Source organism: Thermincola ferriacetica, from assembly GCF_001263415.1.
GTDB lineage: Bacteria > Bacillota > Thermincolia > Thermincolales > Thermincolaceae > Thermincola > Thermincola ferriacetica.
In genome coordinates this window covers 22,704-48,358 of sequence record NZ_LGTE01000002.1, presented here as the reverse complement: position 1 = coordinate 48,358, position 25,655 = coordinate 22,704, and the positions used below count along the sequence as shown (strand labels likewise).

The 25,655-nt window shown below is 48.9% G+C and carries 30 protein-coding genes; 1 reads left to right on the top strand and 29 read right to left on the bottom strand.

The genetic code is table 11. The features are described from left to right. Positions 1–152: 152 nt before the first annotated feature. The 7 genes from Tfer_RS01860 to Tfer_RS01830 form a co-directional block, all read right to left on the bottom strand. The gene (locus tag Tfer_RS01860) at positions 153–602 is read right to left on the bottom strand and encodes a CD1247 N-terminal domain-containing protein (RefSeq protein ID WP_052216633.1); all 450 of its coding nucleotides are present in this window, start codon (positions 600–602) and stop codon (positions 153–155) included. A gap of 130 nt (positions 603–732) precedes the next feature. Then, the gene (gene efp / locus Tfer_RS01855) at positions 733–1,290 is read right to left on the bottom strand and encodes an elongation factor P (protein ID WP_013120593.1); all 558 of its coding nucleotides are present in this window, start codon (positions 1,288–1,290) and stop codon (positions 733–735) included. 36 nt (positions 1,291–1,326) lie between these two features. Beyond that, positions 1,327–2,394, bottom strand: a complete 1,068-nt coding sequence (locus Tfer_RS01850) for a M24 family metallopeptidase (protein ID WP_052216632.1) — start codon at positions 2,392–2,394, stop codon at positions 1,327–1,329. A gap of 8 nt (positions 2,395–2,402) precedes the next feature. Beyond that, complete coding sequence (aroQ, locus tag Tfer_RS01845; protein WP_013120595.1) at positions 2,403–2,843, bottom strand: type II 3-dehydroquinate dehydratase; 441 nt, start codon at positions 2,841–2,843, stop codon at positions 2,403–2,405. Between the two features lie 65 nt (positions 2,844–2,908). Further along, complete coding sequence (locus Tfer_RS01840) at positions 2,909–4,267, bottom strand: TldD/PmbA family protein (protein ID WP_052216631.1); 1,359 nt, start codon at positions 4,265–4,267, stop codon at positions 2,909–2,911. Between the two features lie 810 nt (positions 4,268–5,077). After that, positions 5,078–5,854 (bottom strand): hypothetical protein, encoded by a 777-nt coding sequence (locus tag Tfer_RS01835; RefSeq protein WP_052216630.1) that lies wholly within the window; start codon positions 5,852–5,854, stop codon positions 5,078–5,080. Positions 5,855–5,925: 71 nt separating this feature from the next. Beyond that, positions 5,926–6,744 (bottom strand): CPBP family intramembrane glutamic endopeptidase, encoded by an 819-nt coding sequence (locus Tfer_RS01830; protein WP_052216629.1) that lies wholly within the window; start codon positions 6,742–6,744, stop codon positions 5,926–5,928. A 287-nt stretch (positions 6,745–7,031) separates the two neighbouring features. Between Tfer_RS01830 and Tfer_RS01825 the strand changes: the two genes are divergently transcribed. Then, positions 7,032–7,634 (top strand): superoxide dismutase, encoded by a 603-nt coding sequence (locus tag Tfer_RS01825; RefSeq protein ID WP_052216628.1) that lies wholly within the window; start codon positions 7,032–7,034, stop codon positions 7,632–7,634. Between the two features lie 24 nt (positions 7,635–7,658). Here the strand turns inward: Tfer_RS01825 and Tfer_RS01820 are convergent, their stop codons facing one another. The 22 genes from Tfer_RS01820 to Tfer_RS01715 all read right to left on the bottom strand — a co-directional run bounded on the left by Tfer_RS01820 (position 7,659) and on the right by Tfer_RS01715 (position 25,583). Next, complete coding sequence (locus tag Tfer_RS01820) at positions 7,659–8,195, bottom strand: FmdE family protein (protein WP_052216627.1); 537 nt, start codon at positions 8,193–8,195, stop codon at positions 7,659–7,661. Between the two features lie 97 nt (positions 8,196–8,292). Next, a complete protein-coding gene (gene rnhA / locus Tfer_RS01815) occupies positions 8,293–8,733 on the bottom strand; it encodes a ribonuclease HI (protein ID WP_052216823.1) in 441 nt (146 codons plus the stop codon). A 123-nt stretch (positions 8,734–8,856) separates the two neighbouring features. Further along, positions 8,857–10,278: a TldD/PmbA family protein gene (locus Tfer_RS01810; RefSeq protein ID WP_052216626.1), complete on the bottom strand. Its 1,422-nt coding sequence runs from the start codon at positions 10,276–10,278 to the stop codon at positions 8,857–8,859. A gap of 87 nt (positions 10,279–10,365) precedes the next feature. Then, positions 10,366–11,454, bottom strand: coding sequence for a 3-dehydroquinate synthase (gene aroB / locus Tfer_RS01805; RefSeq protein ID WP_052216625.1), 1,089 nt, complete (start codon positions 11,452–11,454; stop codon positions 10,366–10,368). A gap of 9 nt (positions 11,455–11,463) precedes the next feature. Beyond that, complete coding sequence (locus tag Tfer_RS01800; RefSeq protein ID WP_083436714.1) at positions 11,464–11,973, bottom strand: shikimate kinase; 510 nt, start codon at positions 11,971–11,973, stop codon at positions 11,464–11,466. A gap of 4 nt (positions 11,974–11,977) precedes the next feature. Then, positions 11,978–13,132: a chorismate synthase gene (aroC, locus tag Tfer_RS01795; protein ID WP_052216624.1), complete on the bottom strand. Its 1,155-nt coding sequence runs from the start codon at positions 13,130–13,132 to the stop codon at positions 11,978–11,980. Between the two features lie 145 nt (positions 13,133–13,277). Beyond that, the gene (locus Tfer_RS01790) at positions 13,278–13,883 is read right to left on the bottom strand and encodes a type IV pilus inner membrane component PilO (protein ID WP_052216623.1); all 606 of its coding nucleotides are present in this window, start codon (positions 13,881–13,883) and stop codon (positions 13,278–13,280) included. Then, positions 13,880–14,437 (bottom strand): PilN domain-containing protein, encoded by a 558-nt coding sequence (locus Tfer_RS01785; protein ID WP_052216622.1) that lies wholly within the window; start codon positions 14,435–14,437, stop codon positions 13,880–13,882. Before Tfer_RS01785 ends, Tfer_RS01790 begins: the two co-directional genes overlap by 4 nt. After that, on the bottom strand, positions 14,434–15,615 hold the full coding sequence (gene pilM, locus Tfer_RS01780; RefSeq protein WP_052216621.1) for a type IV pilus assembly protein PilM: 1,182 nt from the start codon (positions 15,613–15,615) through the stop codon (positions 14,434–14,436). Before pilM ends, Tfer_RS01785 begins: the two co-directional genes overlap by 4 nt. A gap of 27 nt (positions 15,616–15,642) precedes the next feature. Continuing rightward, positions 15,643–16,188 (bottom strand): TadE/TadG family type IV pilus assembly protein, encoded by a 546-nt coding sequence (locus Tfer_RS01775; RefSeq protein ID WP_052216620.1) that lies wholly within the window; start codon positions 16,186–16,188, stop codon positions 15,643–15,645. Positions 16,189–16,198: 10 nt separating this feature from the next. After that, the gene (locus tag Tfer_RS01770) at positions 16,199–16,813 is read right to left on the bottom strand and encodes a PilW family protein (protein WP_160315510.1); all 615 of its coding nucleotides are present in this window, start codon (positions 16,811–16,813) and stop codon (positions 16,199–16,201) included. Beyond that, positions 16,716–17,279 (bottom strand): type IV pilus modification PilV family protein, encoded by a 564-nt coding sequence (locus tag Tfer_RS01765; protein WP_052216618.1) that lies wholly within the window; start codon positions 17,277–17,279, stop codon positions 16,716–16,718. The genes Tfer_RS01770 and Tfer_RS01765 overlap by 98 nt, the downstream gene beginning before the upstream one ends. A gap of 22 nt (positions 17,280–17,301) precedes the next feature. Next, complete coding sequence (locus Tfer_RS01760) at positions 17,302–17,742, bottom strand: GspH/FimT family pseudopilin (protein WP_052216617.1); 441 nt, start codon at positions 17,740–17,742, stop codon at positions 17,302–17,304. Positions 17,743–17,760: 18 nt separating this feature from the next. Next, positions 17,761–18,513, bottom strand: coding sequence for a prepilin peptidase (locus tag Tfer_RS01755; protein WP_052216616.1), 753 nt, complete (start codon positions 18,511–18,513; stop codon positions 17,761–17,763). 65 nt (positions 18,514–18,578) lie between these two features. Further along, complete coding sequence (locus tag Tfer_RS17060; RefSeq protein WP_052216615.1) at positions 18,579–18,920, bottom strand: competence type IV pilus major pilin ComGC; 342 nt, start codon at positions 18,918–18,920, stop codon at positions 18,579–18,581. A 35-nt stretch (positions 18,921–18,955) separates the two neighbouring features. Continuing rightward, positions 18,956–20,170: a type II secretion system F family protein gene (locus Tfer_RS01745; protein WP_052216614.1), complete on the bottom strand. Its 1,215-nt coding sequence runs from the start codon at positions 20,168–20,170 to the stop codon at positions 18,956–18,958. A gap of 61 nt (positions 20,171–20,231) precedes the next feature. Then, positions 20,232–21,290 carry a type IV pilus twitching motility protein PilT gene (locus Tfer_RS01740; protein ID WP_200900996.1) on the bottom strand — a complete coding sequence of 353 codons (1,059 nt, stop codon included), beginning with the start codon at positions 21,288–21,290 and terminating at the stop codon, positions 20,232–20,234. Between the two features lie 54 nt (positions 21,291–21,344). After that, the gene (gene gspE, locus Tfer_RS01735; RefSeq protein ID WP_083436711.1) at positions 21,345–23,048 is read right to left on the bottom strand and encodes a type II secretion system ATPase GspE; all 1,704 of its coding nucleotides are present in this window, start codon (positions 23,046–23,048) and stop codon (positions 21,345–21,347) included. A 168-nt stretch (positions 23,049–23,216) separates the two neighbouring features. Further along, on the bottom strand, positions 23,217–23,693 hold the full coding sequence (locus tag Tfer_RS01730; RefSeq protein ID WP_052216612.1) for a MerR family transcriptional regulator: 477 nt from the start codon (positions 23,691–23,693) through the stop codon (positions 23,217–23,219). A gap of 114 nt (positions 23,694–23,807) precedes the next feature. Beyond that, positions 23,808–24,689, bottom strand: coding sequence for a shikimate dehydrogenase (gene aroE, locus Tfer_RS01725; protein ID WP_052216611.1), 882 nt, complete (start codon positions 24,687–24,689; stop codon positions 23,808–23,810). 113 nt (positions 24,690–24,802) lie between these two features. After that, positions 24,803–25,003, bottom strand: coding sequence for a hypothetical protein (locus Tfer_RS01720; RefSeq protein WP_052216610.1), 201 nt, complete (start codon positions 25,001–25,003; stop codon positions 24,803–24,805). A 61-nt stretch (positions 25,004–25,064) separates the two neighbouring features. Further along, positions 25,065–25,583 (bottom strand): YqeG family HAD IIIA-type phosphatase, encoded by a 519-nt coding sequence (locus Tfer_RS01715; RefSeq protein ID WP_052216609.1) that lies wholly within the window; start codon positions 25,581–25,583, stop codon positions 25,065–25,067. Between the last annotated feature and the right edge of the window lie 72 nt (positions 25,584–25,655).

Below are 25,655 nucleotides of genomic sequence, written 5' to 3'. Positions count from 1 at the left end.
CCGTCGTTATTTGTATGCTGATCTGCAAACTTTTTGAACTGATGCCATCGGTACGTTTTTCAACATAACTCATGGATAATCCTGCCTGATTTTGGAATGACATAAAAAAACGACCAGGTTATCCTGACCGTTTCTCGCCACAATGTAGTTAACTAAATGTCTTCCGTATCTTTAGAGGAAACCATGCGGTTATCATTCCCCGCTTCCAAAACAGCGTCTTCGGTATCGTCAAGAATTTCTTCATCATTGACATAAACAACTTCATCACAGTTTGGACACGTTACCTCAATAAGGTCTTCATCGTCAACAATACCGGCGTCGAAACACACAATCTGTCCGCAGTTAGGGCATTCTACTTCCATATACTCCTCAATATCGGCTCCGTGCACATCGCCCTCAAGATTATATAGGTCTTCATCTATGCTTTCTACGTAATCCTCAAGGTCCGACTGAGCTGCTTCAATATCTTCAATCTGCTCGGCCATTTCGCCCAGGACATCGATAATCCCTGCCAGAATTCTGCCTTCTTTGGACCCGTCATCGATATCCATGCCTTCGGCCAAGCCCTGCAGGTATGCTACTCTTTTCTTCAGGTTTGTCACAAAATAACCCCCTTTTAAGTCCTTAAATCAGTATTATTATAACTTAAAAAGGGGGATTTTAAACCTGATAGTCAATAATTAAAATAATTAAGGCGTAATTTACTAGAATGATTCACCTCTATTATCTTTACTATACCCTCTTGAGATAAGCGCCCGTCCTGGTATCAATCTGTAAAACATCCCCTACTTCTACAAAGAAAGGAACTTGTACAACGGCACCAGTTTCCAGAGTTGCCGGTTTGGAGCCTCCGGAAGCAGTATCACCTTTAATGCCAGGCGCAGTCTCAACTACTTCTAACTCAACAAAATTCGGCAATTCTACGCCTATAGGATTGCCCTGCCACAAAACCACGTGAATATTCATATTTTCTTTTAAATATTTAATGGCATCCCCTAATTGTTCTTTAGTAAGGGCTATCTGCTCATAATTCTGGGTATCCATAAAGTTATAGGAATCGCCATCGCTGTATAAGTACTGCATCTCCCTGCGTTCAACCCTGGCCCTTGGTATTTTCTCACCGGCGTTAAACGTTTTTTCCACAACTGCCCCAGTCCTGACATTCTTAAGTTTAGTCCTTACGAAAGCAGCTCCTTTCCCGGGCTTAACGTGCTGAAATTCCACTACGGAATAGACGTCTCCGTCTATTTCGATAGTTAAGCCTGTCCGAAAGTCGTTTGTAGAAATCATCCTTCTGCATCCTCCTTTTTAGGTTATGATTATTTGTTAAAGTTCTAAGAGTTTCTTAGTAGATTGGGTCAGGACCTCCACGGATTGACCGGTCACAACAACTATATCTTCAATACGCACCCCACCCCAGTCACGGATATATATGCCGGGTTCAACCGTTACCGTCATCCCTGGCCTGAGCGCGCTTTGGTCTCTGGGAGCCAGAGCGGGTTTTTCATGAATAGCCAAACCTATGCTGTGTCCTAAACCGTGCCCGAAATTTGAACCATAACCTTCTTTGGCAATCAGGTCCCTGGCCACCGCATCGATTTCAGAACATACCTTTCCCGGAGCTATAGCTGCCGTTGCCCTTTTTTGGGCTTCCAGAACGATATTGTATATCTTTTTCTGCTCCGGACTGGCTTTTCCAAGTACAACGGTTCTGGTCATATCGGAGTGATACCCCTGGTAAACACAACCAAAGTCTAATACGACAAAATCTCCTACTGCCAGCTTTTTGCCTGAGGCCACGCCGTGGGGTAACGCTGACCGCGAGCCGGAAGCAATAATCAGGTCGAAGGCTGATTTTTCTGCGCCGCAAGTTTTCATATAGTACTCGAGTTCGTTGGCAATTTCCTTTTCGGTAATTCCCGGCCGCAGGAAATCAAGAATGTGCGTAAAGGCCTTGTCAGCAATGGCCACCGCTTTCCGAAGCAGTTGTATTTCCTGGTCATCCTTGACCTCTCGAAATTTTTCAATTACTGTACGCAGTGGTTTTAAAGTTACCCCGGGCATTTTTTCTCCGTAATTTTTAAACTGCTGATATGTAAGGTGATCCGCCTCAAACCCAAGAGTTCTGTACCCTTCGTGGTCAACCAGGTCCGCCAACGCTTCGTCAGGTAAGCCCGTGGACGAAACCACTCTAAAATCCGGAGCCTGTTTTTCAGCCTGTTCGAGGTAACGAAAATCAGTTATCAGGAATGCTTTGGCCGGCGAAATGAGCAAAATTGCGCTTGTACCGGTAAAGCCGCTGAGATAACGCCTGTTTTCCACTCCTGTAACCAATAAAGCATCTAATTCTAATTCAGCAATTTTTTTCTGAACTTTTAGTAGCCTCTGGTTCATAATCTCTCCTATTTATCTTTTATTATATCTGCCAACGCCCGCAATCCCAATTCATAACTTCTCGGACCAAAACCCGAAATCTGACCGGCGCAAACAGATGCTGTAACAGAAACATGTCGAAACTCTTCGCGGGCATAGATATTTGATAGATGTACTTCAACAGTCGGAATGGCCGAAGCAGCGATGGCGTCTCTGATAGCAATACTGTAGTGGGTATATGCTGCCGGATTAATGAGAATGCCCTGACAGGAAACAGCCGCTTCCTGGATAGCATCAATAATCTGACCTTCCGCATTGAATTGGACAATTTCCAGTTTTAAGCCCAATTCGGCAGCTATTTCCTCCAGTCTGGCGTTTATCCGGTCCAGGCTGACTGTACCATAAATATCGGGTTCGCGCTTGCCCAGCAGGTTAAGATTTGGCCCGTGAATAACTTTGATCCTCGCCATCGGCTCACCCCTTAAATATTCCACTAAAAAATTTTACCATAAATTATTTTATTTGAGTAGTATTTTTAATGGCCGCTTATGGTAATTCCTCCGATACAGATGGTAGGAGCTCCCTTTCCGCCAAAAAAACGCAGGTCATCAGCCACGGCTACTACATTTCTCAAAAGATCCAGCAAGTTTCCGGCAATAGCCACACCCCTCACCGGGTAAGCAAATTTGCCGTTTTCTATCCAGATACCTGCCGCTCCTACAGAAAAATCACCGGATATGGGATTTGCCGTATGCATGCCCATGACTTCCGTCACATACAGGCCTTTATCAACTTGGCTAATCACATCTTCCCTGGATACCTGGCCCGGTTTTATATAAAAGTTAGTAGTCCCTACTTCCGGCATACTTTTAAAAGAACCCCGGATACCATTTCCGGTAGGTTGCGTTTTATCTTTACGCGCTGTATAAGCATTGTGTAAAAAGCCCTGCAGTTGGCCGTCCTGCACTAAAACCGTCTCCGATGTAGGCACTCCTTCCCCGTCAAAAGGCGCTGACCCCGTTTGCCCGGGCATGGCGCCGTTGTCAATCAGACTGATCGCAGATGCAGCAACCTGCTGCCCTACTTTTCCGGCGAAGATGGACTTGCCTTTTTGAACCGCCTCCGCAGAAAGGGCAGGAGCCAGGACGCCGAGAAAATTAGTGGCCACATAAGGGTCAAAAACCACATAAGCTTTTTGGGTGGGAACAGTTTTTGCCCCCAGTTTATGAATGGCTTTTTCTGCTGCTTCTTCCCCGATGGCCTTAGGGTCTAAATCCCGGTATTTCAAGACAAACTGCAGTCCGAAACCGGTCTGGCTATCGCCGTTTTCTTCAGCCACAACATCCATATAAGCCCCGCAGTAAGAACCCTTATATGTCTCCGCTACACCCAGGGAATTGGCCAGGGTTACAGCATATTCGACATCAAAATAAGCGGCCCTTTCCGTGTTAGTAATACGGCGGTCATAATTCTTGGCTATTTCCTCAATGTGCTTGGCCAGGGCTATTTTATCCTCGACGGGGACCTGATGAATTATCGGGTCAAATAAATCCAGTTGCGGGTAATTCCCCGCCGTTTCCGGCAAACTGTTAAAATCGTCTGCGGTCGTTTTGTCCGAATTTTTCAGAGCCTGGGCAATAATGTCGTTGACTGCCTGCTTATCAAGGTCTGAGGTAAAAGCAAATCCGATTCTGCCCTCTTTAAAAATCCGTATCCCCAACCCCCGGTCTTCAGCCAGTTTCATCGTTTCAACTTGCCCTTCCCGAACATCTACGGACAATTCCCTGGAATTTATCAGAAAGGCTTCCGATTGGCCCGCTCCCATTTCCCGGGCCTTTTTCACCACATATGCGGCCAGCTCCATATATTCCTGTGTATTTTCTGATCTTACCATGCATTCAGCACTCCTTTCCACTCTCAAGGTAGTATAATTCAACAAAAGTAAAAATATTCCTTTAACGACCGGCGACAATTAACACTGCAACAGTGAAATTATAAGTGTGTCGCAACTCATTGTCTTGCCTCCACAGCGGCATCATCTAATATCATCTAATATTGGCAGGGCAGGAGGGTGTCTCCGCTACCCGGGAGCTTTGTGCTGCAAACCCTTGCCGGGCAGGCAGCGTTCCCGAACTCGATGGCTCATATAGCATTTCTGATAAGTCAGGCCGCCTCCCGTCCGGTTACTCAGCATATGTTGCATGCCGCAGATTGGAAAAAGGGGAGGTTAAATGATTCCTCCGCTCCGGAAAACATTTAACCTCCCTTATCGTCAGCCTGGGCACCCTGCATAAGTCGAGATCCGGACTTCCCGGCGGCCTTCGCCATCTTCGGACATGCGGGAACTCCCTGCCTGCCCGGCTGCGGGTTTGCGGGCGCAGTCGCTCCCAAACGGCAGGCGGAGAACCCTGCCTGCCCTGCCCCGGGTAAGGGTGAGAAAGAGGCCGCTGCCCGGTGAAACAATAAGTTGCGACCTGGCGGAGGGCAGATAGACAGTGTTAACGACAGTGAGGGCTTGAAATCACTGTTTCCGGCACGGACGCCGGAAACCCGGCCGTGAGTCACGGACGACGATTCGGCCGGGTTCAGTGATTTCAACCGAACGGAGTTTACACTGTCTCTGCCCGTAGCCCCGGAGCAACGGTTGTTTCAGCGGTGCAGCGGCATCCACAAAACAACGGTTGTTCCACCGGTGCAGCACAGATTAACCGGCTGCAAAGAGTTTTTTCCGCAATTTGTCGGGAATGGTAATTTTTGCTTTGTGGAAATCCCGGAGAGTGCTGTGCACCTGGAAGTCCAATAACTGCAGTCCAAGGATTTTGATTTTGGCCCTTAAAATATATTTATAGATGTATAAATCCTTGTTTCCTATCCAGTAAATCTGCTTGACATCGGCCACTTTCGCGCCAATAAGCTGGGGAGGCAATACCCCTTCGAACCACTCATTGGCTTTTGCCCCCGGAAACACCTCAATGACGGTAGCTTCCCGGCCATCAATTACCTCAGTCCCCGTATTGGTTACCCTGGCCTTTTCTAGGTTTATCCGTTCCAAACTCCGGTACGGGTTCAGCAACCTCAGTTGATTACCCAGTATTCCAACCAACTGCTTCAGGCCTGGCTCTTCTTCCGGCCTAAACCAAAGGTTCTTCAGGGGGTGGTAAACAAAAATGCGTTGGTCTTTTATGTAAGCCGCCGACTCCCCGTACCCCTGGGATGACTCCCAACTGAATTCCAGCAGTTCTTCTTTCTTGGCCGGAGACGCGGTCCCTCTCAGGTTAACAGTCAACTGCTCTCCCGCGGTAACAGTTGAACGGTACTTAAAGCTTTCTAGAGCTGCCCCTTTCTTTTTAGTTTCCGCCAGAATCTCTTCCGGCATTTTCCCCGCAGTTAATTCAGGCTCATCTCCGGTTAAGCCGTGGGAAAGGATTAAATATAAACCAACAGCGAGGATCACTACCACCAAGGCAATTTTCCAACGCATGCCCCACCCTCCCAATCTCCACATCTTCTAGATAGCCTATGAAAAAATGTACTTAAAAAGAACAGAATTTATTACCCCTTACGTATGTTACGGAACATTAAAATAATTACTGCCACTGCAGTGGTGACAATACTGCCCTCCGGCCCGAACTCGGCGCCCCAAAAGGGGCTTTTTATAACACTGCGCTCCGGTACCACATTCAATATACCGGGTACTGCCAAACCGCTCACCGGAAGAGAAAAGCCAAGACCTTCCATAGCGTTCCATGCAAAATGAAAACCGACGGGCCACCAAAGACTGCCTGTCCCGGCTGCCTTTTCGGCCATTAATAAGCCAACTAAAAAGATGTTGAGAAATGCTAAGAGAGTTATACCTTTATTGAAAAGGTGCATGAGGGAAAAAGTCAAAGCTGATAATATTATGGCTGTACTCCCGGAATAGTGCTTTTCTGTCAAGCGAAAAATTATCCCCCGGTGGAGCAATTCTTCTGCAAAGGCTACCAGTATGAAAAGGCCGAAAAAAAACATCATCTGGCCCGGTTTAAAAGTCAACCGGCCAACGGAAATATTATAAGTACCTAACCAAACCGATAACAGTATGATGGCGGCTACAGACCCAAAGGCCGCCAACATACCTGAAAAAAGTCTGCCCCAGGCCGCCCGGTGGGCAAAAAAACCGGCTATTTCAAATCCCAGCAGCTTAGAACCGTAAACAACGCCCACCGCCAGCAGGGAACCGGCAAAATATAACCGGTACGCGGGAAGCTGCAAGTCCTCCGGAATGACCCCGGCCAGTCCTTTAATAAGGACACCGGTCAGGACTTCCGCCAAAAACCGAATGAAAACCAGGTGCCCGGTAATAATCAATATTTTCTTTATATGCCTTTCCAAGCCTCCGGCCGGCAGAACCCCTCACCTCTTTGTAAACCCAAGATATAACAATTATAAATGAAAATTGTTTGTCATTACAACCCTGCTCCCCAGTTGAAGATTTGTTATGTCACCTTTGCTATTACTAGCTCATATCCTAAAATAGACGCATTGCAAAAAAAACAATAAGTATCACGTATCATGTAGAGGACTATGGCATCAAAAAGAGCTAGGTTTGTTGCCCTAGCTCCTCTCCCAAATATCAAAGTTCATTATATATCAAATTCATTGTAAGGAGACCGGATTGAATGCATAAAGAAATTATAGCCAAACCACTAAAACCAGAGTTGTTAAAACTTGATGGCATCTCTACAAAACAGATAACTGAGCATTATGAAATTTTGTATAAAGGTTATGTTAAAACAACTAACGAAATTCGGCGGAAACTGTCTCAGGTGTCGAGAGAAAATCAAAACCCCCGCTATACCGAATTTCGGGAATTAAAGGTAGAAGAAACCTTTAATCTTAACGGAGTGGTCCTCCATGAACTGTATTTTAACAACTTGGGCGGAGATGGAGGCCCGCCGATCGGAAAAATCAGAAATGCAATTATACATAATTTCGGCTCCATTGAAAAATGGGAGGAAGATTTTAAAGCGGCCGCCGCTTCATCCCGCGGATGGGTTGTGCTGGCTTATGATTTCCGGGATAAAAGATTGCATAACTTCCTTCTGGATGCTCATAATGTCGGCGTAATTCAAAGTTCGGCTCCTGTGCTGATTATCGATGTTTATGAACACGCTTATTTTATAGATTATGGAGCTAAACGAGCTCCTTATATTGACGCATTCATGAAAAATATCGACTGGGGTGTTGTCAATCACAGATTTGAAACTCCCTGGCGGGAATAAAAAGGGGGCGGGGATATGCGTAGGTTAAAACCCTCTTGTATACTCACTAAAACAGTCCGGACAAACAGGTTTACCGTCCCTCAGCCGGGCTTTGGGTTCCATAACACCTTCACCGCACCGGCTGCACTGGACAGTATTAAAAATGATGGCCTTTCCGGGCAGTTCCAGGTCAACCTTCCTGATATCAAATAACTCCTCGGCGGGACCGTGCAGGAGTTTTTTAATTCGTTCCTCCCTGTCCCCTTTTCCCTGCATTACGCCAAATTTTAAGGCCACCCGGACAGCCTGCCCCCCTGACCTCTTTCCTATGGTAAATACCTGCTTACCATTGTTCCGCATGATCATATTGCCTTTCCCCACAGTACATCCTGTCAGAGACTGAATCGCGTCAATGGAACAACTGTCGTTCTCAACAATGGCCACAAGTTCCTCATCAATATCCCTATCCACGCCCAGTTCTTGAAGAGCCAGTTGCGCTGCCCGAAACCCCAGGGCCAATCCGGGACAGGCATGTCCATGGAATTCTACGGCTTTTTCCCAAGGTGTTTTTTCCACGCACATGAGTAATCACCCCCTAAAAAATGGTATTATAGCATCTTTCATTATGTATATACCTATATAGGGTATATTCAAATAATAACACCGATTACCCGATATGTCAATTTTGATGGGCTGTTATTTCGCCCCTGGCCAATTCATCGCACCGGTTGTTAAATTCATTGTCGGCATGTCCTTTCACCTTTATCCACTTTACCTTATGGGTTTTGGTAAGCTTGAGGAGTTCCTGCCAAAGGTCCTGGTTTTCTACCGGTTCTTTTTTGCTGTTCACCCATCCCTTTTGTTGCCATTTGCCCAACCAGTCCTGCTGAAAGGCATTGACCAGATATGCGCTGTCGCTGTAAAGGTCTACCTCACACGGTTCCTTTAAGGCTCGGAGGGCTTTGATGGCCGCCGTCAACTCCATGCGGTTGTTGGTCGTAGACGGTTCATAGCCCGATATTTCTTTGCTTTTTTCACCATACAAAAGTATGGCTCCCCAGCCGCCGGGGCCAGGATTCCCTGAACATGCCCCGTCGGTATATATGGTAACCTTTTTCAAAATACCCCCGCCTTTTTTGTTATTCTTTTCCACCAATTATACCACATACCCGCCCATGAAGGAATCAATTCTTTTCGTGTCCAGATAGTCATCAGGGCTGCCTGAAGCAGCCCTGTCCCTTGTTCATATTCTGCGGATCCTTCGGATTGTGGGACCGTCGGATACGCCTGTACCGCCGACCACGATTTCGGGGATCCGCATGGTCGGCTGGGCATCAGACACTGGCACGCCCTGGCCGTCTTTCCCGCATGTCCCGATGGTATAACCCAAGTCATTACCAACCATATCAACGATTTTAAGCACTTCCGGCCCGTTGCCCGTCAAAGTGGCGCCGCGCACCGGTGCAACTACCTGGCCGTCACGGATTAGGTAACCCTCGGCCACATCAAAGACAAAATCGCCGTTGGTAGTGTTGACCTGACCGCCGCCCATCTTCTTGACCAGCAAACCGTTTTCAATACTTTTAATGATTTTCTCCGGGTCATCTTTTCCCGGTGCAATATAGGTATTGGTCATACGGGGAATTGGTTTATCCTGGTAAGATTCCCGCCTTCCGTTGCCCGTGGATTCCCTTTTTTCTTTCATGGCCGTCAGCCGGTCATACATGTATTCGACCAGTTCCCCATCCTTGATAAGAACCGTTTTCTGCCCTCTTTCCCCTTCATCGTCAAACCGGAAGGAACCATACTTATTTTTTATCGTGGCATCATCAATTACTGTAACGATGTCGGCAGCTACCTGTTCACCTTTCTTATTGGCATACACCGAAAGCCTCTTTTGCACCAAATCGGCTTCCAAGCCATGTCCGCAGGCTTCGTGTACCATCGTTCCCCCTGCTTCTGCGGCCATTACCACCGGCATCTTCCCGGCAGGAGCCGGTTGGGCCTCCAACATCTTAATGGCGCGACCGGCTGCCTCACGAGCTACATCCTCGGGGTTAAATTCGTCAAAGAGCTCATACCCTACCAGACCGCCGACAGCATTATAACCCGTTTGAATTACACCTTCGCTGGCGCCGACTGTATTTATCATAAACCGGGTACGGACCCGTTCATCTTCCACGTAGTTTCCTAAAGTATTGGCAATGGTAACCTGCTGCATAACGTCACCTACACCCACGGCTACCTGTTTGATGCGCTTATCGTACTCCCGGGCCGTTTTATTGGCCTGCAAAACCAACGCCACCTTGTCATCAGTGGGAACCGTATCCGGCACCTTTTGGAATTCAAAATCCACCACCGGTTTAACCTCTGTCAGATTAAAGGTAATATCCCTTTTATTTTCACCGGCTGCGTGGCTGACGATTTTTGCGGCCTTCATCAGCCCTTCCCTGCTGATGTCATTGGTGTAAGCGTAAGCCGTCGCTTCACCTGAAATTACCCTGATACCGGCCCCTACGTCAATCCCGGAATTAATCCTTTCTATTTTGTCATCTTCACAGCCGATACCGGTAGTCTTTTTCCGTTCGATAAAAATGTCGGCGAAATCCCCGCCGTTGGCTATCGCCTGCCGCAGTACATCCTGCAAATCATCCCTGGAAAGCACGGAAACACCTCCACATTATTAGTACTAACTATTTTTTGCCATACAGGTCATATATATTCCTGCCCGTGTCTCATAAACCCATCCTGGTCATAGGACAGCCAGCACATCACTCTCGTCAACAGCGTCGGTTATTCTAACCCTGCCTATTTTTTCCGGCAGGATATATTTTATCCGGCCGGACTGGACTTTTTTATCAAAATACATTTTCCTGAGCATGGCCTGCTTATTTATGTTCCCGCAATCAACAGGCAGCCCGGTCTTTGCAATCAGAAGACCTATTCTGTCCAAGTCAGCCTGAGATAAAAGGCCAATCCTCTGCGCCAGGCGGTTGGCTGTGACCATACCGATGGCCACTGCTTCCCCGTGCACAAAAACACTGTAATTTGTCAGCGCTTCAATGGCGTGGCCAAAGGTGTGACCGTAGTTAAGAATGGCCCTGATCCCTGATTCCTTTTCATCCTGTTCTACCACGTGCGCCTTAATTTCACATGACCGCCTGACTATCTTAACCAGGGTTTCATTTTGCATCCCTTTAATTTTATGCAGATTCTCCTCAAGATAAGAAAAAAATCCGGCATCCCAGATAACGCCGTATTTTATTACCTCTGCCATTCCCGCCCTGAACTGCCGTTCATCCAGCGTACGCAGGGTATTGATATCGGCATAAACCAGTTTGGGCTGATAAAAAGAACCAATAATATTTTTACCCTTCGGATGATTTACTGCTACCTTCCCCCCTACACTGCTGTCCACCTGGGCCAACAGGGTAGTAGGCACCTGAACAAAGGGGACACCCCTCATGTAGGTAGCCGCTACAAACCCGGCCAAATCTCCGATGACGCCGCCACCCAACGCCAATACGGCTGATTTTCTGTCTAACCCGGCTGCAAAGGCCGTATCGTAAAGCGCCTGGGCGCTGGCCATGGACTTATACTGTTCCCCATCAGGCACTATACCCATGACGACCTGAAAGCCGGCATTTTCCAGACTGCGTATGGTAATGTCACCATACAGCTCCTGCACTGTGGGATTGGTAACAACCATAATTTTCTCCCCGATAGGCAGCTCTTTCAGTGCGGCTCCCAGCCCGGAAAGAATATCATTGCCGATAATTATGGAGTAGCTGTTTTCACCCAACTCCACCCGTACTTCTTCTAAACTTTCGTTCCCTTCCATGTTACCTTCCTACCTTTCCTGTCCGGCTTTAAATGCCTCTATTATCTGCTGCTCAACTTCTTCCACGGAACATGCCGAAGTATCTATATAAATGTCAGCAACCTGGTAATAAGGTTCCCGTTCCTTTAACAACCGCTCAATATTTTTCTGCATATCGCCGTGTAGCAACGGCCGGTTCTTTTTACGGCGCACCCGTTCGTATATAGTGTCTTTGTCGGCGGTAAGGCATACCATGAAGCTGTTTTGCTTCAGCACCGCCACATTATCAGGGTTCAGCACCACGCCGCCCCCGGTGGCAATTACCCGGCCGTCTTTCCGCATTGCCCTTTTCACCGCAGCCGCTTCTTCGGAACGGAACCGTATTTCACCGTGTTTTTTAAAAAGCTGGGGAATCGTCATGCCCGTTACTTCTTCTATATCCTGGTCCGTGTCATAAAACTCCATACCCAGTTTGGCCGCCAGTTTCCGTCCGATGGTTGATTTTCCCGTCCCCATAAAACCAATTAAAACAATATTCAATGATTTACACCTGCCTTACATAGGCCACGTAGGCTTCATAATTCCGCTGCATTTCCGCCAGGCTGTCCCCGCCAAATTTCTCTATCATGGCCCTGGCCAGTTCAAAGGCCACAGCCGCTTCGGCCACAACGGCAGCCGCCGGCACAGCACAGGTGTCCGACCGTTCTACCGATGCTGCAAAGGGTTCTTTGGTCGCCAAATCAACGCTTTTTAAAGGCTTATACAAAGTCGGGATCGGTTTCATAGCTGCCCTGATCACCAATGGTTCCCCGTTGGTAATACCGCCTTCCAGCCCGCCGGCCCGGTTGGTACAACGGTAGAAGCCGCCAGAGTCGTAAAATATTTCATCATGAACTTGTGAACCAGGTAAAGTGGCCGCCCGGAAACCCATGCCGATTTCTACGCCTTTGACAGCCTGGATGCTCATTACCGCCTGGGCCAGGCGCCCGTCCAGCTTACGGTCCCACTGGACGAAACTCCCTAAACCGACCGGCAGGTTGGTTACCACAACCTCAAATATGCCGCCCAGGGAATCGCCTGCTTCTTTAGACGCATCAATTTCCGTTTTCATAGCCTGCTCAGCCTCAGGGTCGGCACAAAACAATTCCGACGCCGCAGCCAACCGCCGGACTTCCTCATAGGATGGGGGGATAACAGCCCGCACCGAACCAATCTGCACTACGTGACCGAAAATCTGGATGCCAAACATTTCCAGAAGCCGCCGACCTAAAGCTCCAACGGCTACCCGTGTGGCGGTTTCCCTCGCGCTGGCCCTTTCCAGCACATTGCGAATGTCGGCGTGGTTATACTTGATGGCGCCGGCCAGATCGGCATGACCCGGGCGCGGCCTCGTAACCACCATTTCGTCCAAATCAGCCGATGGAGAAGGAGTCATGATTTTTTCCCAATTGGCATAGTCACGGTTCCTGATCACCAAACAAATAGGGGTTCCGAGGGTGAAACCACCCCGCACCCCGGCAGTAAATTCCACCTGGTCCCTTTCAATCTTCATGCGTCCGCCCCGGCCGTATCCCATCTGACGGCGCGCTAACTGAGTATTTATGTATTCCTCGGTAACAGGCACCCCGGCAGGCATACCCTCGACAATAGCCGTCAGGGCAGGCCCGTGTGATTCCCCGGCATTTAAAAACCTCAACAAATATCTCACCTCGAAAAAAATATAGTAAATAACCCCGGCATTTTACAGGTGTTATTTACTATATTATGAAGGTTCAAGTTCCCATTTGTCAACGACAGGACAAAATATGCCCAAAAGTTCTTTCCGGCAAAAAATATTATCCAGACTAAACAAAAGGATTCCTATCCTGGTCAGGTATCCGGATTTTCTCCTCAGGTATAGGCGGCCGGCCCTTGGCGCTGTATATCTCCAAAAGCAGAGTAGCTGTGAGCGCCTTGTCCTGGCCTTTGGTCATCTTCCAGCCGGTTATGTTCACCAACCGGGGCAGTTTTTCCAGGGATTCGCAGTACCGGGTAATATCACGATACTGTCCCCTGATGTCCACCGTATATTTGTAAACCAGGTACTGGCCTTTATCAACAGTTTCGCCCGGTTTTAAGGCAATTACCTTTATATTGGCGGCTTTGGCTTTTTCTTCAACAGACCGAATAAACCCCGTGGCGTTTTCACCTGAAGGCAGCTTGGTTTCAATGGTCTGAATTGCAGCCCTGTTAGCCTCCATGTGGGCTTCGAAGGCGCCCGGATTACCGGTTATCTCCTTCACCGCTTTCAGTTTGGCCTGTACGGCTGCCAATTCCGACTTAAGCCCGGCTATCTGGCTTTCCGTGGGCTGGTACATATAGAAGTAAAAAGCAACTATCAGCACGGCAAACAGGCCAATTAGCAGGGTGGTCTTTTCCCGTTCACTCATATTCAAGCCTTTAAGTTTCATTGCCCGTCACCACCTTTTTGCCAGGCGCAGGTGATTTCAAAGTTCCATAAAGCTTTACCCGTATCAGCTTCCTGAATATTTATCGCACGCGCATTTTTATAATGGGCACTCTGGTTCAGGCGATCGATAAAATCGGAAACTTGAGCCAGGCCGGGCGCCGTACCCTTCAAACTTAGGGTGCCGTTATCACCGGTTTCCATGGCATTCAGCACAACCCCGGCGGGAATAATCTTATTAATTTCCATGATAACAGGAGTAGCCGGTTTAATTTCCTTCTGTAACGACTCGGCCAGCCTCTTGTTGGTAGAAAGAACCTGGTTTTGGGCCAGTTTCTGCTCGTATTTCCGGAGCCCGTCCTGCATCTTCTCCAGCTCGGCAACAGCCATACTCAGTTCCTGCCTGTATTGCGTCATTTCTACACCGGCCACGCCAACGCCGTAATAAACCATATAAAACAGGACCGCCAAAATCAGAACTATGAGGATAACCTGTTCGCGGTTGGCTATAGGCTTTTTCCGGTATTCCAAAGGCAACAGGTTAATGGAACCTTTCATCGGCCCTTCACCTCTCTTATGGCCAACCCTATTGCGTTCGTCAGGGTCGGAGCAATGCGGTCAATATTGTCCCGACGGCTCCTGGTTTTATAATGGACCACGTCAACGGGGTTAAAAAAAACCGTCTTTATCCCTGTCTGCGCCTCCAGATACTGAGGTAAGCCTTTCAAAAGAGATGCGCCGCCCACCAGAATTATGCGGTTGATAAACTCGTGGCGGTACTGGAGCTTGTAGAAAGCTATGGAGCGCTTCAGTTCAGCGATAATTTCATCAACTTTGGGCTTTAACTCTTCAGCTACTTCCTGCTCATAAGCGGAGAGCGGTAGTCCTTCCTGCCCATCCTGTCTTTCCTGTTCTCCTATATCTTTCTCCAGGGCAGCCGCAGCCTCACTGTAACTGTTCATTGACTTATCCAGACCCCTTAAGCCATATTCTCTTTTCACCCGTTCCGCCTGCTCCAGGTTAACGCGCAAACGGGCGGCCACGGCCTTGGTCAGGTCATACCCGCCGACATTAATAATCCGGTTCAACATTATTTTTCCCTGCCGGAAAAAGGTCAGTTTGGTGGAACCGGCCCCCATATCCAGCAACGTCACCGCTCCGTGGCTCAAATGCTTGGCCAGATCGTCCCCGCCCGTATTAACGCCCTTCAGATTCAGCACCCGCACCAGGGACAGGGGTTCAATATCTACCGCCAAAGGTTTGAATCCCGCCTTTTGGACGGCCTCCACGTAACCCTGGAGAACCTTTTTTGCTGCCACCACCAGCATTACGTCCATTTGGATTACGCCGTCTTCTTCTTCCTCGCCGACTATTTCAAAATCAGCAACGGCGTCAGCAACCGGCATGGGTATGTACTGGTCCAGTTCCCACTTCAGGGCTTCCGCCAGTTCCTCCTCCTTCATTTTTGGAAACTTCACGTGGCGGATAACCACGTTCTGGCTGTCCACGGAAAGTACAACATTCCGGCCGGATATTTTGCTCTTGCGCATTGCTTCCTGAATGGCCAGGGCAACGGCATCCACATTTAGCACATTACCGTTGGCCACGGCTCCCACCGGCAGGGGAGCAATGATATAATCCTGCAATTCGGCAATGGCGCCGCGTTTCCTGGCTTCTACAATGCGCACGGCGCTGGAGCCGATGTCCACGCCGACGTGTTTGGGGGTGAAAAACATACGGTGGCCTCCTTTCTGTATATTTGGTCAAATATTCCGGTGTAAATCGTCAAATATTTCCAGTTTATCCCAATTTTTCTTGGTGCGTACTTCGGCAGCCCATACCACTGAAGTATCGACAGGGTCAGGATATATTTCCAGATAGTAATAATCATGGGGGTTTCCTTTACCGTCATCATGGTCATGGTCATGATTGTAATGCCCAAAGTGATGACCATTGTCGTGACTGTTATTATGGTGCCTGTGATGGTCTTCATCTCTGTCCACATAATCTATACTTACTTTCACCCGGCCAAGGTCCTGCCCCAGGTCGTAGTATCTTTCATCAACGTCTTTTGTTTCAAAATCTTCCGGACTAATTTCCCCCGTTTTGATGTCCCAGAGCACCAGGTAGTAAACAGCTCTGGCCTTTTCCTCATCAACAAACTGCCTGTTTTCTGCTTTGTTGGCTCTTATCTCAAAAAGTGACATATCAGCAATACCCAGGGCAAGAATACAGAGAATAACTATTACAAATACAGCCAATATCAAAGCCGCTCCGCGCTCATCAGTTTTTAATTTTTTTATGAACACTGTACCACCCCTAATCTTCCCACCCGGCTACAGAAACGGCGGTAGTTACCGTATAGCCGGCAGTTCCTTTGCCGGTACTGACCGTAATTGTCACAAAATCATTTTGGATATTGGCAAACTGCAAGTCTTTAACACAGTCCGCAACAATTTCTTCTTTTATCAGGCTCCCCGTTTCTGTTCGCCATTGGCGCATCAACCGGTTGTCGTCCAACAGAAACCAGACTTCCCGGGAGTCATCGATTTTCAGACACAACCTTGACGGTGTGGATTTTCCCGAAGTGGTAAGTATCTTCTGCGCATTTTTAATGTCCACAGCCATCCTGTAAATGGCAGCCCTGGCATTCTGTTGTATTTCTGCCTGGTCCCCGGAGAAGTTATAGGAAGCCACCCCGGAATATAACAGTCCATAAACGGCAGCCGTCACCAGGAAAATAATAGCACAGGCCACTGTCAATTCTATAAGGGTGAAGCCAGACACTTTATAATTCTTTGATTTTGGTCCGGCATCGATTACCGTTTCCTTTCTGTTAGTTGTTACCATTTCCATTCCCGTTCCCATTTCCATTTCCATTACCGTACCCATACCCATTTCCGTTCCCGTTGTTTCCGGGGCCATCATCGTCATCATCGTGCTCCCAGTCATGGCCATAACCGGGCAGCGGAGTATAATAGGTAAACAGCAGCACAGTTTCTTCCGGATTGCCTGTTTCTACTTTCACTTCGTATTTATAGAGAAAATCCGTTCGCTTATGTTTGTCACTGTGTCGGTGTCCTTTACCGAATTTGGTCAAATCGAAGGAGTCTACAATTACCTTTCTGGTGGTGCGATAAACCCCATCAGCAATAGGCTCGTCATCCTTAAACTCAATATTAATATCTGGATTTTGCGGGTTATCCTTTATGGCATCATAAATCTCTTCCATTTTCGCCTTCGCCGCCTGGACGGCAATAAACCTTTTTCCCGCCTCTTTGTTCACCTGTACCTGCCCGCTGATAAGGGAAACCAGCGGAATAACGGCAATGCCGATAAGCGCCACCGCCGTCATCACTTCCACCAGGGTATAACCTTTTTCACCGGCAATTCTTTTCATGGCAATTCCCTCTTCCCGCCTTTTATTCAATCCTGACCCGGCCGATACTGTTTACACTGATTTTCACCGATGCAGCACCTTTGGTCCTGATTACTATTTCAGCCTGAGCAGCCGGAATACCCGACGCCTGAAAATCTACGACCGGCGCAGTCGTCACCTCGACACCTTCCAGGCCGGCGACCATCGCCTCAGGAGCAGTTGCCCCTGTACTTTTGGGGTAAGCCCGGATTTTCGCCGGCATAGTAGCCGTATCAAAATCCACCCGCCAAACCCTGCCCTCACTGACGGCCCTTGTCTGAGCGTACCTGAGCACGGAGGCAATCTTCTTCGCATTTACCTCCAGCCGGTACCGGTCCGATTCCCCACGTAAATTGGGCACTGCCAGCATCGTTATCACACCTATAACTGCAATAACCACCATCAACTCTATTAAGGTAAACCCACCGGAATTCCACCTTTTCACGCTCATCCCCTCTTAAGGTTACAGAAAATGCGCCATATACCACCCGATTATCTGCCGGCTCCAAAAAATACTGAGCAGGGCGCCAAGGGAGATAAAGGGACCAAAAGGAATGGCGTCCTTCCGTGTTTTTTTGCCTGTAGCCATCAGGCCAATGCCCACAACGGCGCCAATGACAAAGGCCAGAAAAAAACCGAGAAAGGCCTGCTGCCACCCCAGCCATAACCCCAGCATGGCCGCCAACTTTATATCGCCGCCGCCCATCCCCCCTTTACTGAGTACAGCAATGGCCAGGAAAAGGCAACCGGCGGAAAAAAAACCAACCAGCCCCCCTGAAAAAGTGGTCAAGGGGCGTATTATATTTATAGCCAAACCCACAACCAGGCCAATAATAATAAGCCCGTTGGGGATAATTTTCAGCCTCAGGTCGATAAAACTGATAACGATGAGTAAACTTATCAACACAAGATAAACAACGGCCTCTGCCGTAAGACCGAAACGGTACACCGTAAGCCCGTATAACAGGCCTGTCAGCAGTTCCACCAGCGGGTACTGCCAGGATATTTTGGTTTCGCAGTAGGCGCACCTGCCCTTCTGTTTCAGAAAGCTGATGACCGGGATCAGATGCATGGGTTTTAACCGGTACCCGCAGTCAGGACAGTGGGATGGCGGATTGATTAGAGACATACGCTGCGGAATCCTGTAAATGCAGACGTTGAGAAAAGAGCCTATGATAAATCCAAGCAAAGCAAATAAAAATACATACATTGCCATTGATACACCAGCCAGGTAAAATTTTAAGGGGCGGGTGGCAAATCACATTGCCACCCGGAATACTTTTAATAATTCTGACCAGAAAAATGGTCACAGGAAACAATACCGTTTGATAAGGAATAGACTTCATCATTCTGAGGATCTTTTGGTATACTCTTAATATATCCGCCATTTACCAAGTCATTTAATGTATTGGGATAACTACCTGTCTTTGCATAAACACGCTCGACTGCAGACTGTAGCATTTTAATGTTAGCCTTATCGGTTTCCGCTCTGGCATCACTGATGGCATTGACAAACCTTGGCACGGCTATGGCCGCAATAATACCAATAATAACTATAACCACCATCAATTCAATCAGCGTAAAACCGCGGTCATTCTTTATCACTTTTCTGATTCCCCCCACCAGAATTCACCTCCTTTCTAAAAAACTACCCAATATTACTGAATGTTACCTATCAGGTCAAACATGGGTAACATTACGGACGCCACAATAAAGCCCACCACCAGGGCGAGCACAACAATTATCACCGGTTCGATCAGTGACGTCAGGCGGTTGACCGTCTGCTCCACTTCGCCGTCGTAGACGTTGGCTATCTTCTCCAGCATCCGGTCCACGGCACCCGTTTCCTCGCCGACAGCGATCATCTGGGGTACCATGGGGTCGAAAACCCGGGCATGCTGCAGAGGTTCCCACATACTCTTGCCTTCCCGCAGGGCCACCTGGGCCCCGGCTATCCCCTGCTTCAGGTAATGGTTGTCCATCAGTCTCTTCACCATATCCATGGCCTGCAGAACCGGCACGCCGCTGGCCAGCAGGGAACCGAGAGTACGCGCGAACCGCGACGTCAGCACCTTACGGGTAAGGGGGCCGAACAGCGGCACCGAAATGATAAACCTGTCCCACATCTGCCTGCCCATGTCCGTCCGGAGAAAACGGATAAGTAAGAGAATCAGCCCGGCTATGGCCGCCAGCCACAGCAGCAGGTAGTTCTGAACAGAACTGCTTAACGCCAAGAGCAATCTGGTGGGCAGCGGCAGAATCGCACCGTAATCGGCAAAAAGGCCCGCAAACTTGGGCAGCACAAAGACAATCAGTATACTCACCACCAGCATGGCCACCAGGCAGACCACCGCCGGATAAATAAGAGCGGAGACCACCTTGGACCGCAGTTCGTATTCCCGCTGGTAGTAGGCAGCCAACCGCTCAAAAACCTGGTCCAGGATGCCGCCCAGTTCACCCGCCTCGACCATGTTCACCATCAGGGCAGGAAATACTTTGGGGTGCATAGCCATGGCGTCGGATAAAGTCCGTCCGCGTTCCAGGTCATGCACCACCTCTTCAAGGGCCTCCCTGAGCAGGGGATTGGCAATCTGCCTGGTCAGGATGCCCAGGCCGTTCATGACCGGGATACCGGCATTCAGCATGGTAGAGAACTGCCGGCAGAAAAGGGCCAGGTCCTTCATCGTCACCCTGGTCAGATGGATTTTTTTAGTTAATAGGGCGCTGACCTCGCTCCTGGCCTTCAGTTCCTTGATCAGGTAACCCCTTTCCTTCAGGCGTGCGGCCGCAGCATTGATATTGTCTGCTTCGATGGTTCCCCTGAGAACCTGTCCACCCCTGTCCATAACCCGATATGTAAAAATATTACCCACGTGCCTGTTCACCGCCCCGGTTTAAATTCTTTTAAAAATCGGTTAAATTTAAGAACAAGAACTAAACAGCATTAATGAAAGTCAGGAAACTGTCCTGGTCTAAGGCCCTGGAATGGGCTTCTTCGTAAGTAATCAAGCCTTTTTTATAGAGAGACTTCAGGGACTGGTCCATAGTCTGCATACCGTACTTGGCCCCGGCCTGCATAGCCGTCATCAACTGGTGGGTCTTGCCTTCCCGGATCATGTTGCGCACTGCCGGCGTGGCCACCAGGACTTCCACAGCAGGCACCCGCCCCGCATGGTCAGCCCGTGGAATCAGGGTCTGGGAAATCACTCCCTGCAGGATCAGGGCCAACTGTACTCTGATCTGTTCCTGCTGGTGCGGCGGAAAAACGTCAATGATCCGGTCAATGGTCTGTACAGCGCCGGCCGTATGCAGGGTGGCCAGCACCAGGTGCCCGGTTTCCGCCGCCGTTATGGCCGTGGCAATGGTCTCCAGGTCACGCATCTCGCCAACCAGGATCACGTCAGGGTCCTGCCGGAGGGCCGCCCTCAACCCGGCGGCAAAGGTCTTGGAGTCCAGTCCTATTTCACGCTGGTTGATGATGCAGTTCTGGTGCGTATGCAGGAATTCGATAGGATCTTCCAGGGTAATGATATGCCCCGTTCTTTCTTTGTTTAACTGGTCGATCATGGCTGCCAGAGTGGTGGATTTACCGCTTCCGGTGGGCCCTGTCACAAGAATCAAGCCATTGGGCTTGCGGACAAGGGTTTTGACCACTTCGGGCAGGCCCAGCTCGTCGGTATTCAGAATGACCGGCGGGATTATCCGGGCCGCAATGGCCGGCGTCCCCCGCTGTTTAAACACATTCACCCTGAAGCGGGCATAACCGTAAATGCTGTACGAAAAGTCCAGTTCACCTTTTTCCTCAAAGTGTAATTTTTGCTCCTCGTTTAAAATTTCACCGGCCATCCGCTTCAAGTCCTGATATGTCAAAACCGGCACCGGCAGGTAGCGCAGTTCACCGTGCACCCGCACTACCGGCGCTGCGTTCACCGTCAGGTGCAAGTCCGAAGCACCCCGCTCCACAGCCATTTTTAACAAATCTTCAATATGCAATGCTAACACCTCGTCTGAAAATTTTGGCATTTCAACGGCTTATTTCGCCCTGTGCTATTTTTCGTCCACAAAGGCTGCCCGCAGTACCTCCTGCCATGTGGTCCCGCCGCTCAATACCTTGGCACGGCCGTCCTCCATCAGGGTGCGCATGCCCTGCCCAACAGCCGCTTCTTTAATAATATCGGTGGAAGCCTTTTTATTGACCAACTCCCTGATTTTGGGCGTAACCTCCATAATTTCATGTATGGCCAGCCGCCCGTGGTAGCCCGTATTATTGCATTGCCCGCAACCCCTGCCCCGGTACAGGACCAGCGCCTCTTCATCGGGGATTTGCAGCGCCAGGCGTTCCGGCGCGGCGGCAGGGACCTGGTAAGACTCACGGCAATTGGGGCATACTGTTCTTACCAACCGCTGGGCCACCACACCGATGACCGCCGAAGCCACCAGAAAGGGTTCGACACCCATGTCTATCAACCGGGTCAAGGCTCCGGCAGCGTCATTGGTATGCATGGTGCTCAGCACCAGGTGCCCCGTCAGGGCAGCCCTGATGGCAATATCGGCCGTTTCCAGGTCACGGATTTCCCCAACCATGATGATGTTGGGGTCCTGCCGTAAAATTGACCGCAAACCGTTGGCAAAAGTAAGCCCCGCTTTAGGGTTTATCTGCACCTGGTTTATGCCCGGCAATCGGTATTCCACCGGGTCTTCCACGGTAATGATGTTTTTATCCACCGAATTGAGCTCGCTGAGGGCCGAGTATAAGGTAGTGGTTTTTCCGCAGCCCGTGGGTCCGGTAACCAGGATCATCCCATAACTCTGCCTGATCAGCTTCCGGAACCGGTCCTTGGTATCGGGCAAAAAACCTAATTGGTCAATGCCAACCAGGAAATTCCCCTTGTCCAGGATACGGATAACCGCCTTCTCCCCAAAGATAGTAGGCAGCGTGGAAATCCGCAGGTCAATGGGACGGTTGTTTACAGCTATTTCAATTCTGCCGTCCTGGGGAATGCGCCGTTCGGCTATGTCCAGTTGCGCCATAATTTTCAACCTGGAAATAATGGAGGCCTGGACGTGTTTCGGAGGAGACATGACCTCCTGGAGCACGCCGTCTATTCTGTAGCGTACCCTAAGCCCTTTTTCCTGCGGCTCAATATGTATGTCGCTGGCCCTGGCCTTGATGGCCTGGCTGATTATGGAGTTGACTACCCGGACAATGGGGGCGTCGTCAACAAGGCCTTCATCGACTTCATCTATATCATAAATTTCCCGGTACTCCTGGGTAGCGCCAACCTCCACGTTCTCAAAAGCTTCATCAATGTTTTCCAGCCCATAGTACTGGTTGATGACCTTCATAATGTCATCTTCCAGGGCCAGGCATGGAACGATTTCACATCCCGTAGCCAATTTCAGGTCGTCAATAGCAAAGATATTTATAGGGTCAGCCATGGCTACCGTCAGTCTGCGGCCCTCTTTTTTCACAGCCACCGCCTGATAGCGCCTGGCCAGTTGTTCGGGAACAGACCTCACAGTTTCTGGGTCCAGGGCCGTATGGAAAAGGTCAACTTTAGGAATACCCAACTGTTCCTGAAGCACATCCAGCAAATCAGTCTCGGAAATATAGTTTCTTTCTATCAGTATCTTGCCTAACCTTTCCCCGCTCAGTTTCTGTTTTTCCAGGGCCAAAAGCAGTTGCTGCCGGGTGATTAACCCTGATTTCACAAGCAAATCGCCAAGAAGCAATTTTTCGCCATTATACACGGTTAAATCACCCTCCTGCTACATATTGTTACAAGACAATACATTATTCTACTTTTTTCCAATATTTCCTTCCATAAAATTAAAAAATATAAATAAAATTGGTCTTCAATTCCAGCCACGGACTCCCAACACCAAAAATTAGCCAAACAAAAAAGGAAGCCTGCTCGATTACGCTTCCTTTTCCTGCATCTTTTTCATGGCTATTTTATCCCTAATAAAATCCAGGATTCCTTTTCTTTGTTCTTCCTGCAGCTTCTCCTCTATCTCCGATTTTTCAAGCTGCAGGAGTTCCAGTTGTTGCGAAAGTTTTTGGCTCGTTTCCCGGTAAGTCTGCAGTTCCTGCATAATGGCTGACAGCATGAAAAACACCGTTGTTTTAAAGTTCCCGTCAATGCCCATGGCGCTGTCCAAAGCCATATCCATCTCAAGGCGTCTTTTGGCTCCTTTAATAGTATACTGTTCAACCTGCAACAGGTCTCTGATTTTCGTGAGTATTTCCACATTAGCGGGCGTGAACCTTTTGTGCTGCCCTTTGTAGGATTTCACCTTAACAAACTCGGCAAATTCTTTTTCCCAAAACCTTACGGTACTTGGCTCTACCCCAAGAATGGTGGCTACCTGCTTAAGGGTTAAGCTCTTTTCCATCAAACTCCTCCCCCTTTGATTCCCATGTTTATGAATCTATTCATCTTCAGCCACCATTAATCCTGCCGTAAAGGTCGAGAATTTTCAGTCATTTCCCAACAAGAAGCGACAACTTCAGCAGCGCTGCAGGGCTTCTTCCAGGGCTGTTCTCATTATATCCACCGGAGCCTGTTGCCGGGTCCACAGTTCATAAGCCAGCGTCCCCTGGTACAGGAGCATACCGCTTCCTGATACCGTCTTCAGCCCTCTGGCCTTGGCCGTTTTTAAAAACAGCGTCTCCGCCGGGTTATATATCAAATCACAGACAACGCTATCTGCCGGGATAGTATCCAGTTTAAAAGGAGGCATTTCCATTACGTTGGGATGCATACCGACAGGAGTACAGTTTATGATGATGTTTCCCTTTTCTGCTATCAGGTCCTGCGCATTTTCAAATAAAGCAACCGTAGACTTGGCGCAAGAGTGTCCCGCGACAATCTCCGCAATTCCCTCAGCCTTACTCCAGCCCGAATTTCTCACTACTATACCAACCCGCCTCGCTCCTGCCAATGCCAACTGGACAGCTACTGCCCTAGCTGCTCCGCCTGCTCCGAGAAGCAACACATTGGCCCCCTGCACTGCCACCTTTTTTTCCTCCAGCGACCGCAAAAATCCGGCAGCGTCAGTATTGTATCCTTTCAGTTCGTCCCCCGAACGGACAATAGTATTTACAGCGCCGATGAGGCGGGCTTCCTCCGATAAACTATCCAGATATTGGACCACTCGCTCTTTGTGGGGGATGGTCACATTAACTCCCCGGAGCTTTAAAGCTCTTATAGCCGATACAGCCTCCGCCAGTCTTTCAGGTGGAACCTCGAAAGGTACATAAACATAATCCAGCCCACCAGCCTGAAAAGCCGCATTGTGCATGACAGGGGAAAAAGAATGTTCCACGGGAAAGCCAAATATGCCTATGACTCCTGTTTTTCCCGTAATTCTTTGAACTTTTTTGCTCATAGCAGCGCCTCCAAAAAAATATAGTGACCATTGGGTCACTACAGGTATTTGACAAGGCAAGTATCTTTTCCTGCTTGGTCTTTTCTGCCTCTATGTATGATTTTACTGCAACCTTATCCTTCAAAGTACATTTTTACTTCCAACCCGTTTTCCTGCTGAATGAATCCCAGGTCATACAGGTGGTAATCGGCCAGCGAAGGGTCTTCAGCTTTTACTTCCTGTACCGTATCCCGCAACTGCCGGAGAAACAGACCGCCGTCCTGGCCAACCTTGTGCATTTCCGGAAAAAACCGGGAAACAATTTTTGTCGCCAAAATGTCACAGCTCCTTTTTTCTTTTAGTTTGTGACATAAATGGCTGTATTATACATAGAAACTAATACCTCGGTCTGGATATGACACCCTTTTTGATAAAATGTTTTAAAATAGGTTTTTCCACCCGGCGGGCCAGTCTGGTACCCAGGAACTCCCGCCTGCTTATAGGCAGAACAAGAATTGTGAACAGGCCCATGCGATTGCCGCCTAAAACATCGGTGAAAAGCTGGTCGCCAATTACCGCCGTTTCGTCAGGCCTGGTTTTCAGGATGTGTAAGGCCTTCCGGAAGGCCTTTTTTCGTGGTTTGCCGGCTTTAATGATGGCCGGAATACCCATGGATGCAAACATGTTTTTAACTCTACTGTCCCGGGCATTGGAAACGATGCATACCGCAAACCCGCAATCAGTAAAACGTTTGATGGTCTCCTCCAGCAGCAGGCTGTATTTTCGTTCCCGCCAGGGCAGCAAGGTATTATCCAAATCAAAAATCAAGGCTTTAATCCCGTACAATTTTAATTTGTCCAAATCTATTTTGTTCACTGAAGGAACATACAGGTTAGGTTGCAGATATTTTAACAACTATATCCATCTCCCGGTTCTTTCTTACAACGAGAATTATACCATATCACAGGGCCTTATCCAAATATTTTT